The 12,523-nt window shown below is 71.6% G+C and carries 11 protein-coding genes; 9 read left to right on the top strand and 2 right to left on the bottom strand.

What is annotated here, in order from left to right; all coding sequences use genetic code 11:
• The first annotated feature begins 150 nt into the window (after positions 1–150).
• The 3 genes from ACE1OC_RS14750 (at position 151) to ACE1OC_RS14740 (ending at position 3,432) form a co-directional block, all read left to right on the top strand.
• Positions 151–1,251, top strand: coding sequence for an alpha/beta hydrolase (locus tag ACE1OC_RS14750; RefSeq protein ID WP_407841561.1), 1,101 nt, complete (start codon positions 151–153; stop codon positions 1,249–1,251).
• 319 nt (positions 1,252–1,570) lie between these two features.
• Entirely contained in the window at positions 1,571–2,632 is a 1,062-nt protein-coding gene (locus ACE1OC_RS14745; RefSeq protein WP_407841560.1) for an alpha/beta hydrolase, read from the top strand.
• On the top strand, positions 2,548–3,432 hold the full coding sequence (locus ACE1OC_RS14740) for a trypsin-like serine peptidase (RefSeq protein ID WP_407837399.1): 885 nt from the start codon (positions 2,548–2,550) through the stop codon (positions 3,430–3,432). The genes ACE1OC_RS14745 and ACE1OC_RS14740 overlap by 85 nt, the downstream gene beginning before the upstream one ends.
• 6 nt (positions 3,433–3,438) lie before the next feature.
• Here ACE1OC_RS14740 and ACE1OC_RS14735 read toward each other — a convergent pair whose 3' ends face one another.
• Positions 3,439–4,329 carry an EamA family transporter gene (locus ACE1OC_RS14735; RefSeq protein ID WP_407837398.1) on the bottom strand — a complete coding sequence of 297 codons (891 nt, stop codon included), beginning with the start codon at positions 4,327–4,329 and terminating at the stop codon, positions 3,439–3,441.
• Positions 4,330–4,464: 135 nt separating this feature from the next.
• Positions 4,465–5,586, bottom strand: coding sequence for a threonine synthase (locus ACE1OC_RS14730; RefSeq protein ID WP_407837397.1), 1,122 nt, complete (start codon positions 5,584–5,586; stop codon positions 4,465–4,467).
• Between the two features lie 220 nt (positions 5,587–5,806).
• On the opposite strand from ACE1OC_RS14730, the gene ACE1OC_RS14725 reads away from it, so the two are divergent.
• The 6 genes from ACE1OC_RS14725 (at position 5,807) to ACE1OC_RS14700 (ending at position 12,386) form a co-directional block, all read left to right on the top strand.
• Positions 5,807–7,381 (top strand): S8 family peptidase, encoded by a 1,575-nt coding sequence (locus ACE1OC_RS14725; protein ID WP_407837396.1) that lies wholly within the window; start codon positions 5,807–5,809, stop codon positions 7,379–7,381.
• Positions 7,382–7,500: 119 nt separating this feature from the next.
• Positions 7,501–8,676 (top strand): DUF4190 domain-containing protein, encoded by a 1,176-nt coding sequence (locus ACE1OC_RS14720; RefSeq protein ID WP_407837395.1) that lies wholly within the window; start codon positions 7,501–7,503, stop codon positions 8,674–8,676.
• A gap of 127 nt (positions 8,677–8,803) precedes the next feature.
• Positions 8,804–9,556 (top strand): GntR family transcriptional regulator, encoded by a 753-nt coding sequence (locus tag ACE1OC_RS14715; RefSeq protein ID WP_407837394.1) that lies wholly within the window; start codon positions 8,804–8,806, stop codon positions 9,554–9,556.
• Positions 9,557–9,845: 289 nt separating this feature from the next.
• Entirely contained in the window at positions 9,846–11,537 is a 1,692-nt protein-coding gene (locus tag ACE1OC_RS14710) for a purine-cytosine permease family protein (RefSeq protein WP_407837393.1), read from the top strand.
• Between the two features lie 160 nt (positions 11,538–11,697).
• The gene (locus ACE1OC_RS14705; RefSeq protein WP_254382854.1) at positions 11,698–11,901 is read left to right on the top strand and encodes an SPOR domain-containing protein; all 204 of its coding nucleotides are present in this window, start codon (positions 11,698–11,700) and stop codon (positions 11,899–11,901) included.
• 41 nt (positions 11,902–11,942) lie between these two features.
• Positions 11,943–12,386, top strand: coding sequence for a (deoxy)nucleoside triphosphate pyrophosphohydrolase (locus tag ACE1OC_RS14700; RefSeq protein ID WP_407837392.1), 444 nt, complete (start codon positions 11,943–11,945; stop codon positions 12,384–12,386).
• The last annotated feature ends 137 nt before the right edge of the window (positions 12,387–12,523 follow it).

The raw sequence follows: 12,523 nt of genomic DNA, 5'->3' as shown, positions 1-12,523 counted from the left end.
CCCACCGGGGGGCAGTCATGACCGTTCGGAGCGAAGTTCGTGCACCAGGACCCGCAGCGCCCGCGGCCCGATGACCAGCCGTACCAGCCCTACCCGCCGTACTCGCAGGACCCGTCGTACCGGCAGGAGCAGCCGTACGTCCCCCCGCACATACCCGAGCCCCCGCGGCGCTCCCGCCGCACCCGGTCCCGCCGCGTGCTGTGGACCAGCGCGGCCGTCGCGTTCGCGCTCGTCCTCGGCGGCGGTGGCTTCGCCGCCTGGAAGCTGGACTGGTTCTCCGGCAACGGCTCCTCGGTGAGCTTCGGCAAGACCCCGCCCCCCGCCGACGCGGGGACGGCGCAGGGGAACCCGGGCCGGACCCCTGCGAGCCCGCCCGCGCCGACCGGCGACCCGGACGTACAGCCGGCGACGGGCCCGAGCTCCGAGTTCAAGCAGACCACCAAGCTCGACGACGGCACGATCATCGCCAAGACCCGCCTCAAGGGAGCCAAGTCCGGCTTCGAGGGCGACGTCTGGGTGTGGACGCCGAAGGAGTACGCGGACCCGAAGTACGCCAAGAGCGGCTTCCCGGTGCTCATCGCGCTCCCCGGCGGCAACGGCTTCCCGAGCAACTACTGGGCCGACCGCAGCCTCGGCCTCCAGAAGGCCATCAGCGAGGGCGTCCAGGCCGGCACCAGCCTCCCGTTCATCGTGATCATGCCGGTGCTCAACCCGGACGCGAAGTACTACTACGACGGCTCCGACATCCCCGGACAGCCCAAGATGGGCACCTGGATCGCCGAGGACGTCCCGGACTTCACCCGCGCCAACTTCCGTACGTACAAGTCCCGCGACGGCTGGGCCTTCATGGGCTCCTCCTCCGGCGCCTTCGTCGGCATGAAGCAGGTCCTCCAGCACCCGGACAGGTTCAAGGCCGTGATCGCGAGCGGCGGCGAGATCGTCCCCGACTCCCCGTTCTGGAAGGGCCACCAGGCGGAGATGGACGCGAACAACCCCGAGAAGCTCGCCCAGAAGCTGATCGACACGGGCGGTCCCGAGGTCTACATCAACTTCCAGATCGGGACCAAGGAGAGCGGCAAGGAGCGCATGACGCAGTTCCAGCAGAAGTACGCCAAGGGCCCGGTCAAGATGACCATCCGGGACATCCAGAACGGCGAGCACAACGGCTGGCACTACGTGCGCGGCATGAAGGAAGGCTCACTGGAATGGGTCAGCAAGGTCCTGAAGGGTCCGAAGCCCGAAACCGGCTGAGCCGCGTGGTCCTCGACACGTCCACCCGTCCCAGGCAACCCATCCGGTCGTTCATACCTCTGTTATGGATGTAAGGGGGACCAAACGGTCCAACCCGCGCTCCCAGGGAGCGCCGGAGAAGGAACGGGAACGATCCGTGCACCAAGACCTGCAGGGTGACAGGGCCGCCACCACCGGGGACGGCGCGACCACGGCCGAGGGCGCGTCCACGGCCGAGCGCGCGTCCACGGCCGAGGGCGCGTCCACGGCCGAGGGCGCGTCCACGGCCGAGCGCGCCGCCGGTCCCGGGGCCGGCCGCCCCAAGCGCCGGCTGCGCCTGATGCTGATCAGCGGGGGGCTCGGGCTCACCCTCCTGGCGGGCGGCGGGGCGGCCGCGTACCACTACGGCCTCTTCTCGGACATAGGCGATCCCGTCTCCTTCGGGAAGACCCCGTCCGCCGACTCCGCAGTCTCCACCGCCGCCGACACCGGGTCCGCACCCGGCGTACGCATGCCCACCGGGCCGAAGGCCGATTTCGTCCGGACCTCCCGGCTGCCGGACGGCACCCAGATCGCCAAGACCACCCTGACGGGCAAGAAGTCCGGATTCACGGGCGACGTATGGGTGTGGGTGCCGAAGGAGTACGACGACCCGGCGTACGCCGACAGCGCCTTCCCGGTCCTGATCTCCCTGCCCGGCGGCCGCGGCTACCCCACGAACTACTGGGGGACGGGCCCCGGCCTCGGCCTCCAGCAGGCCGTGAGCGACGGGGTGAAGTCCGGGAAGAGCCTGCCCTTCATCCTGGTCATGCCGGTGCACAACGCCGACACCAAGCACCACTTCGACGCCTCGGACATCCCCGGAGAGCCCAAGATGGGCACCTGGATGGTCGAAGACGTCCCGGATTTCACGAAGGCCAATTTCCGGACCTTCACCTCCCGCGACGGGTGGGCCTTCATGGGCTCCTCGGCGGGCGGATTCGGCGCCTTCAAGCACGTCCTGAAGTACCCCGACCGCTTCAAGGCGGCCATCGCGAGCGGGGTCGACATCGTCCCCGATTCCCCGCTGTGGAAGGGAAACACGCAGGCCATGGACGAGAACAACCCCGAGAAGCTCGCCGCGAAGCTGATCGCGGCGGGCGGCCCGGACGTCTACGTGAACTTCCAGATCGGCACCAAGGAGTCCGGCCGGGACAAGGCCGAGCGGTTCATGAAGGACTACGGCAAGGGTCCCGTGCACACCACGCTGCAGGTGATCCAGGATGGTGAGCACAACGGGAAGTCCTACGTACGCGGGATGAGGGAGGGCGCACTGGAGTGGATCAGCAAGGTGATGTCCGCACCCACCCCGAAGCCCCGGCCGGCCCCGAGCGGCGGCGCGAGCGGCGCCGCCCCGCGGTGAGCCCCGGGCTCAAGGGGATCGTCTCGGCCGCCCTCGCGGGGGCCGTCGCGCTGGTCGCCGTGGTGTTCGTCAGGGACTCCGGCGGCTACGAGGAACGCGGCGCGCTCCCGTTCCCCACCGTCGGCGTCCTCATGGCCAACGGCGAGCACTGGTGCACGGCCAGCGTCGTGGACAGCCCGCAGGGCAACGTCGTCGCCACCGCCGCGCACTGCGTGGCCCCCGCCGGCGAGGACGGGCGGCCGGGCGAGGCCGCGCACGACGGGCTGGCCATCGGAGAGCTCGCCTTCGCCCCCGCCTTCTCCGGGGAGGGTTCCGGGCAGCGGCCGCTCGGCGTGTGGAAGGTGCGCTCCATCCAGGTCGACGAGCGCTGGACGAAGTGGGGCGAGGACACCGCCGACTTCGCCTTCCTCACCGTCGAACCGGACGCGGACGGGCGCAGCCTGCAAGAGGTCGTCGGACGGGGCGAGGCCCCGAAGCCCGTGTGGACCTCCGGCTACGAGCGGGAGGTGACCGTCGTCGGCTATCCGCAGTCCGAGCACAACCCCGAGAACAAGCCCGTCGCCTGTACGACGCAGAGCCGGCACGACGAGGACGACCCCGCGATGCTCTACATCAACTGCTCGGGGTTCTGGACGGGGACGAGCGGCAGCCCGTGGATCGCCGACCGCGGCGGGCCGGGGCGGCCGGGCCAGCTCATCGGGGTGCTGAGCGGCGGGGACACGGACGTGGACTCCACGGCCGCCCTGTTCGACGACCGCGCGAAGGCCCTGTACGAGCGGGCGGCGAAGCCCACCTCCTAGGGGGTGTCAGGCGCGGCGCTCGGTGCTGACGATCACGCACACCGCCGCCACGACGATCGCGCCGCCGAGCAGGATCGGCCAGGTCAGGGCCTCGTCGAGGATGAGCCAGCCCAGGGCGACGGCCACGACCGGGTTCACGTAGGCGTACGTGGCCACGAGCGAGAGCGGAGCCGCGCGCAGCAGCCACACGTACGCGGTGAAGCCGACGAGGGAGCCGAACAGCACGAGGTAGCCGAGGGCCAGCCAGGACGCGGTGGAGTACGAGGTGAGGTCCAGCCCGTGCTGTTCGCCGCGGCACAGGCCGACGACGATCCCGCCGATCCCGCCCGCGAGCATCTGGTACGCGCTGCCGGTGAAGGGGTTCGCGGGCAGGGTCAGCTTCGCCGCCGAGAAGGAGCCGAGCGACCAGCACACCGAGCCGGCCAGCACCAGGAGCACCCCGCCGAGCGCGATCTCCCCGCCGAGCCCCGGGCTGGTCAGGACGGCGAGCCCGCCGAGGCCCAGCAGCACCCCGGCCACGGTGCGGGCGGAGGGGCGGTCGCCGGAGCCGGCGCGCAGGACGACCAGCCACATCGGGACGGCGGCGACCAGGAGGGCGGCGAGTCCGGAGGGGATCGAGGTCTCGGCGAGGACGACGAGGCCGTTGCCGCCGAGCACCAGCAGCAGCCCGACCAGGACGGCCGCGCGCACCTGGGCGCCGGTGGCCTTGAGGGCGGCCGGGCCGGCGCGCCAGGCGACGAGGCCGGCCAGGAGGAGCCCGGCGGTGATGAAGCGGGCTCCGGCGGAGAGGAACGGGGGCATGGTCTCGACGACGATCCGGATGCCGAGGTAGGTCGAACCCCAGACGACGTAGACGAGGGCGAGGGCGATCCAGACACGGGCCGTTGGGGTGCGCATGACGCGGAGCCTATGTCGTTGGCCCTTGCACCCATCGAGGGGTCCCCGGACCCGGGCGCTCCGGTCGCACCGCGGTCGGTGGCCGCCGGGTCGGGCCGCTCCGCGGTCGGCCGCCGCCCGGTCGGGTCGCGCCGGTCAGGCCGCGGGCGCCGCCAGTCCCGTCTTGGCGCCCGCGCCGCAGAGCGGGACGACCGCGGTGCGGCCCCGGAGGGGGTCGTCGGGTGCGGTGGGCCCGACCGCGGCCCAGCAGGCGGCGGCCGTGGGCTCCACGAAGAGCCCGCGCCGGGCCAGGTCGAGCTGGGCCGCGCGGACCTGCTCGTCGGTGACGGTCAGGAAGGTACCGCCGGCCTTGCGGACGGCCGCCAGGATCTGGCGGGCCCGCGGCGGAGCCGGGATCGCGATCCCCTCGGCCAGGGTGGGGAGTTGGGGGACGGCTCCGGCGTCCTCGGCGCCCGCGTGGAAGGCGGAGGCCAGCGGGGCGACGGCCGCCGACTGGACGGCGATCAGCGTCGGCGGGCGGACCCCGCGACGGGCCAGCTCCTCCACGGCCAGCGCGGCCCCGAGCAGCAGCGTGCCGTTGCCGACCGGGACGACGATCACCTCGGGCAGGTGGCCGCCGAGCGCCTCCCAGATCTCGTAGACGTACGTCTTGGTGCCGTGCAGGAAGTACGGGTTGAAGACGTGGCTGGCGTAGAACACCCCCGGCAGGTCGGCCGCTCCGCGGGCCGCCACCGCCGCCGCCTCGCGTCCGCCCGGCACCACCGTCACCGTCGCGCCGTGCGCGCGCATCTGCTCCGTCTTCTTCGCCGAGGTGCCCTCCGGCACGAAGACCTCGCAGCTCAGACCGGCCCGCGCGCAGTAGGCCGCGAAGGCCGTACCGGCATTGCCGCTGCTGTCGGCCACCACCCGCTCGGGCCCCAGCCGGCGCGCGACCTCCGCGAGCATCACCGCGCCGCGGTCCTTGAAGGACAGCGTGGGCATCAGGAAGTCGAGCTTGGCGTGCACCCGCTCCGACAGGGGCACCAGCGGGGTGTTGCCCTCAGCCAGCGTGACGGCGAAGGCCCCCGTCAGCGGCAGTGCGGAGCCGTAGCGCCACAGCGAGTGGGGCCCGGCCGCGGGGTCCAGCACGGCGGCCGGGTCGGGGGCGAAGTCGAGGTCCCACGGGCCGCCACAGAGCGGGCAGCACCACGGAGCCGTCCGGGCGTCGGCGCGGGCGCCGTCCTCGGCGCAGACGTAGCCGGGTAGTGCGTGCGTCATGTGCGGTGAGCCTTTGCTCGTTCATGGCCGAGGTATGGCACGGATGTTACGCGTTCGTTGTCCTCTTGTGGTGGAGCGACTCCGTGGGTCAACCTTTCGTCAGCGGCGCATCGTTGGGCCGAATTGTTTGTCATGAGCATGGCTAAAAGTCATGCCCTGGCGACGGGCTCGACGGCCGCGCACCCCCCGCAGCGCACCACCTATGAGGAGGACCCCTCACATGTCCGCGACGCGTCACACCCGCCGGAAGATCACCGGCATCGGAGCGACCGCCACACTGGCCCTCGCCCTCGGAGCCGCACTCGCGTTACCCGCCTCGGCGGCCCCGCTCGCCCCGCAGGGCGTCATCGAGAACGCCGGCGCGGAGGGCACCATCTCCGGCAGCTACATCGTGACCCTGAACGACTCCGCCGCCCGCTCCACGGCCGACAGCGGCAAGGCCGTGGCCAAGCGGTACGGCGCGAGGATCGACCGGACCTACAGCGCGGCCCTCAACGGCTACTCCATCGAGGTCTCCGAGGCGCAGGCCAAGAAGCTCGCGGCCGACCCAGCCGTCAAGTCGGTCGTGCAGAACCGGGTGTTCACCGTCGACGCCACCCAGCCGAACCCGCCGTCCTGGGGCCTGGACCGGATCGACCAGGCGGCCCTGCCGCTGAACCAGAGCTACACCTACCCGGACAAGGCCGGCGAGGGCGTGACGGCGTACATCATCGACACGGGCGTCCGGAAGACCCACCAGGACTTCGGCGGCCGCGCCTCCGACGGCTTCGACGCCATCGACAACGACAACACCGCCCAGGACGGCCACGGCCACGGCACGCACGTCGCCGGCACCGTCGCGGGCACCTCGTACGGCGTGGCCAAGAAGGCCAAGATCGTCGGCGTGCGCGTGCTCAACAACCAGGGCTCGGGCACCACGGCCCAGGTCGTGGCCGGCATCGACTGGGTGACCCAGAACGCCGTCAAGCCGGCCGTGGCGAACATGTCGCTCGGCGGCGGCGCGGACTCCGCGCTCGACACCGCCGTGCGCAACTCCATAGCCAGCGGCATCACCTACGCCGTCGCGGCGGGCAACGAGACGGCCAACGCCTCCACCAAGTCCCCGGCACGCGTCGCCGAGGCGATCACGGTGGGCGCCACCACCAACACGGACGCCAAGGCCAGCTACTCCAACTTCGGCACCGTCCTGGACCTCTTCGCGCCGGGCTCCTCGATCACCTCCACGTGGGGCACGGGCGACACGGCCACCAACACCATCTCGGGCACGTCGATGGCCTCCCCGCACGTCGCGGGCGCGGCCGCCCTCTACCTCGCGGACAACCCGGGCAGCACCCCGGCCCAGATCTCCGCGGGCCTCGTCGCCGCCGCGACCCCGAACGTGGTGACCAGCCCCGGCACCGGCTCCCCGAACCGCCTGCTCCGCGTCGGGGGCTCCACCACCCCGCCGAACCCGGGCACCCGCTTCGAGAACACCGCCGACTACGCGATCGCCGACAACTCCACCGTCGACTCGCCGATCACCGTCAGCGGGATCTCCGGCAACGCCCCGGCCACGCTGAGCGTTTCGGTCGACATCAAGCACACCTACATCGGTGACCTGAAGGTCGACCTGGTCGCCCCCGACGGCACCCTGTACAACCTGCACAACCGCTCCGGCGGCAGCGCGGACAACATCATCAAGTCCGTCACGGTCAACGCCTCCTCCGAGGTGGCCAACGGAGTGTGGAAGCTCCGGGTCAACGACAACGCGAACATCGACACCGGAAAGATCGACTCCTGGGCGCTCCAGTTCTGAGCCCCACGTTCTGACCCGGGCGCGGTAGGGACGCGATGAACCCGGCGGGGGCGGCCGTTTCGACGGCCGCCCCCGCTGCGTACCATTCGCGCATTCGTTCGCCTCCCTCCTGGAGCCCCGTGACCACCCAGCCCCCGCACCACTGGCCCGCCCCGCCCCCGCAGGGGTACGCGTACGGGCCGCGCCCGCTCAACGGCTTCGCGCTCGCCTCCCTGCTCGTCGGGCTGCTCTGCTTCCCGCCGCTCGGCATCGTCTTCGCGATCGTGGCCCTCGTGCAGATCGGGAAGAGCGGTGAACGGGGCAAGGCGCTCGCCGTCTGGGGGCTGGTGGTGTCGCTGGTGACGAGCCTCGCCGTCGCCGTCGCCGTCCCCGTGCTCGGACGGGCCCTGGACACCCTCGACGAACGGAGCGGCTCCCGGCGCGCGGCGCAGCTCCGCGAGGACGTGGAGGGCACGCTCGTCGACGCCTCCGAACTGCGCGTCGGGCACTGCTTCAACGTCGCCGGCGGTGACCTGCTCGCCGAGGCGCCCCTCGTGTTCCGGATCGACTGCGCCGAGGTCCACGACGCGGAGGTCACCTCCGCGACCTCGATGAGCGAGCAGGGGTTCCCCGGGGCGGAGCGGATGAGGAACACCGCCTCGGAGGACTGCTGGAGCGCGCAGGACGCGTACGCGATGGACACCTGGGCCCTGCCCGCGTACGCCGAGCTGTACTACTTCGCCCCCTCGCGCCGCAGCTGGAGCGACGGGGACCGGCGGATCGTGTGCGTGATCGGCACCCCGGACCGGGAGCACCGCGGCAGCCTGCGCAACGATGCGGGCATGCTGACGCCCGAGCAGGTGGCCTTCCTGAAGGTCATGAAGGAGGTGGACGAGGCGCTGGCGGAGCAGCCGGACGAAGAGGTGGGCGACGCGCTGCAGGCCTACAACGGCTGGGCGTGGACGATGGATGCGGCGCTGGGCGCCGAGTCGCGGTTCCTGGACACGGTGAAGGGGCGGCCCGAACTGGCCGGTCCGGCCGGGGTGCAGCGGGAGCGGCTGGAGGTCGCACGGCTCGCGTGGCAGCAGGCGGAGCGGGCGAAGACCGAGGACGCGTTCCTGGACGCGTGGGACCGGGCGACCGCCGCGCTGCCGGTGGAGCTGGAGAAGGCGCTGCGCGGGGCGTACGGACTGTCGACGACGGTTCCCGAGTGGCTGGAGGGATCCGAGGGGGACATGGGGCGCGAGGGGGGAGGGTCCGGTCCGCCGGGCACCTCGCCGGGTCCGGGGCGGAGTCCTTCCCGGGAGTCCGCGTAACGCGTGTGACGCGTGGGTTTGAGTGACCTGGCTTCATCACTTCGGGTGAAACTCTGGCCCTTGCTTGCGATGGACAACCGTCGGTTGCCAGGGTGTAGCTGTCTGTCAACCTGATGGGAGTGGCCCTGTGACTTTCGGCGAGCAGCCGGCCTATCTGCGCGTCGCCGGGGATCTGCGACGGAAGATCGTCGATGGGTCCCTGCCTCCGCACGCCCGGCTCCCTTCGCAGGCCCGGATCCGTGAGGAGTACGGGGTCTCCGACACGGTGGCCCTGGAGGCGCGCAAGGTCCTCATGGCGGAGGGACTGGTCGAGGGCCGGTCCGGATCCGGCACCTACGTGCGCGAACAACCCGTCCCGCGGCGCGTCGCCCGCTCCGGCTACCGCACCGGCGGGGTCTCGACCCCCTTCCGGCAGGAGCAGGCGGATGCGGGCGCGCGCGGCACCTGGGACTCCAGCAGCGAACAGGCCGCCGCCCCGGCCGACATCGCCCAGCGGCTCGGCATCGAGCCGGGCGAGCGGGTCATGCGGACGCGGTACGTCTACCGCGACGCGGGCGAGGCGATGATGCTGTCGACCTCCTGGGAGCCGCTCGCCGTGACCGGCCGGAGCCCGGTGATGCTGCCGGAGGAGGGCCCACTGGGCGGGTCCGGGGTGGTGGACCGGATGGCCGCGATCGACGTGGTCGTGGACAACGTGGTCGAGGAGGTCGGCGCGCGGCCGGGCCTGGCGGAGGAGAACATGCAGCTCGGCGGGGTGCCGGGGCACGTGGTGCTGGTGATCGGGCGCACGTACTTCGCGTCCGGCCGCGCCGTGGAAACGGCAGACGTCGTCATCCCGGCCGACCGCTACCGCCTGGCGTACCACTTGCCGGTGCGGTGAGCCCGGGGGCGTGCCGGGGCCCGATGCGCCGACCTGTGCCCTGTGCGGCACCGCTGCCGGGGACCAGCCCCGGGACCCCCGCGCCTCAAACGCCGGCCAGAATCCAGCCCCTCCGGCGTTTGAGGAGCGGGGGTCCGGGGCGGAGCCCCTGGCCACGGCGCCGCACCGGAACGCGGACACGGGGTCGCGGGAGGTGTAACCCCGCTGTCACGCCGGGCCCGGGGGTGTAACCCCCGGGCAATGCCCGAGAGTTACGGGCCGTCACGCAGCGGTCCTACCGTCCGGCGGTATGACCGATACCGCCACCCCGGCCACGGCCCCCGCGGCGCAGCCACCCCGCCGGAGCTACGCCAAACTCGCCGCCGACGAGAGCCGCGAGGACTACTCGCTCAGGTACGCGCCCCACTCCTTCCGCCGCTGGGGCCCCGGCACCGTCGCCGGCACCGCCCTCGGCGGCATCGCCTACCTCGCCGACTTCGCCATCGGCGCCTCCATCGTCTTCGCCTACGGATTCACCAGCGGGGCCGCCGCGATCCTGGCGGCCGCCGTCGTCATCTTCCTGACCGGCATCCCCATCGCCCGCGCCTGCGCGAAGTACGGCCTCGACATGGACCTGGTCACCCGGGGAGCGGGCTTCGGGTACTTCGGCTCCACCCTCACCTCGCTCATCTACGCCTCGTTCACCTTCATCTTCTTCGCGCTCGAAGGCTCGATCATGGCCCAGGCCATGCACCAGGCCGTCGGACTGCCCGTGGAGATCGGGTACCTGATCACCACGCTCATCGTCATCCCGATCGTCTTCAAGGGGATGGGCGCCCTCGCCAAGGTGCAGGCCTGGACCCAGCCGATCTGGCTGATCGGGCTGGTGCTGCCCTTCCTCGTGCTCGCCTTCGAGGCCCCCGACGCCTGGGGCGCCTTCGCGCACTTCGGCGGGACGGAAGGAGCCGGCTCCGGCTTCTCCTGGATCGGCTTCGGCTTCGGCACCGGCATCGCGCTCTCGCTCATCGCGCAGATCGGCGAGCAGGCCGACTACCTGCGGTTCATGCCCGCCAAGACCCCGGCCAACAGCCGCCGCTGGAACCTCGCCGTGCTCGCCGCCGGCCCCGGCTGGGTGATCATCGGCGCCGCCAAGCAGCTCGGCGGCGCCTTCCTCGCCTTCGTCGCCCTGGAGGCCGTCGGCAAGACCCACGCGCTGGAGCCGATCGCCCCGCAACTGGAGGCGCTGCGCCCCTGGCTCGGCGGTCTCGCGCTGCCCGTCGCCGCCGTGTTCGTCATCGTGTCCCAGATCAAGATCAACGTCACGAACGCCTACAGCGGCTCGCTGTCCTGGTCGAACTTCTTCTCCCGGGTCACCCACCGCCACCCCGGCCGCGTCTGGTACATCTTCCTCAACCTCGGCATCGCGCTGACGCTGATGGAGCTCAACATGTTCGCGATGCTCGGCAAGCTGCTGGGCTTCTACTCCAACGTCGGCATCGCCTGGATCGTCGCCGTCGCCGCCGACCTCGTGATCAACAAGCGGCTCGGGCTCAGCCCGCCGTACATCGAGTTCAAGCGGGCCTACCTCTACTCGGTCAATCCGGCCGGTTTCGGCGCGATGGTGATCGCTTCCACCGTCTCGATCCTCGCCTTCTTCGGCCTTTTCGGGACATACGCGGAGGCCTTCTCCACCTTCATCGCGGCCGGACTCGCGCTCGTCCTCTGCCCGTTGATCGCCTGGGCGACGAAGGGGAAGTACTACCTGGCCAGGCCGAACACGGTCAACGGCCCGGACGTGGTCGTCGAGGACGTCACCGCCACACACCTCTGCGCCGTCTGCGAGTCCGCATACGAGCTCCCGGACATCGCCGACTGCCCCGTCGTCTCCGGCCCGATCTGCTCGCTCTGTTGTTCCCTCGACGCCACCTGCGGGGACGTCTGCCGGAAGGGGAGCCCCGGCGGCGCAGTGATCCTGCCACTGCCGACCGTGCGCGGGCTCTGAACCGGCGCGCACGGCCCGCTCGTACGCATGGCCGGATGCGTACGCCTGCGAGGTACCTCTTCGTGAAAAACCGTATCCGCTGAGTAAAGGTCGGGCGTAGGCTCGGGCATATGCGCAATGCGGTTTCCCGGGCAGGTACGTCGGCGGAGGGTGAAACGCGATGAACGACAGCGGTGCCCTGCTCCCGTGGCTGGTCATACGTGAGGACGACAACGGCAACCGCTACCGGGTGGGCCGGTACTCCACCCGGGCCGAGGCCCAGAAGGTCGCCGACAGCCTCGAAAGCAGAGGGCACAAGCAGCTCTACTGGATCGAGCGGCTCGGCCAGGACAGCACCGCAGGCCGGACCGGCACGAGGAACTGAGCGGGGCGGCGCACCCGTCGCCGCTGCCATAGGCTCCGCCCATGACTGTACGAGTGGTCGTGGGCGGAGCCCTTTGTCATGAGGGGCGCCTGCTGGCCGCCCGCCGGAGCGCGCCCCCGGAGCTCGCCGGCCGCTGGGAGCTCCCCGGCGGCAAGGCCGAGCCGGGTGAATCCGTACCCGAGGCGCTCGTGCGCGAGCTGCGCGAGGAGCTCGGCGTGGAGACCGAGGCGCTGGAGCGGATCCCGGGGGAGTGGCCGCTGAAGCCCGGCCTCGTCCTGCACGTGTGGACGGCCCGGCTGCTCTCGGGCGATCCGCTCCCGCTGGAGGACCACGACGAGCTGCGCTGGCTCCGGCCCGAGGAGCTGGACTCGGTGGACTGGCTCGACCAGGACCGCCCGGCCGTCGCCGAGGCGGGCCGCCGGCTGAGCGCGGCCGAGGGCGTGCAGGGAATGCGCGGCGTTCCCGGAGTTCGCGGGGGCGCGTGACGCGCACGCGCTAGGCCGTCTGCGCCACAGTGCGCCGGTCCGTGGGGGACCGAGTGGTACGACGCCGTGAATATCGGGTATGTCGCTATTAATCCCTATCTCGTACGTGTACCCGAGGTTCTGTTCCCCCTCGAACC

Source organism: Streptomyces stoeckheimensis, assembly GCF_045822005.1.
Lineage (GTDB): Bacteria > Actinomycetota > Actinomycetes > Streptomycetales > Streptomycetaceae > Streptomyces > Streptomyces stoeckheimensis.
This window is presented reverse-complemented; position numbering and strand designations above follow the sequence as displayed.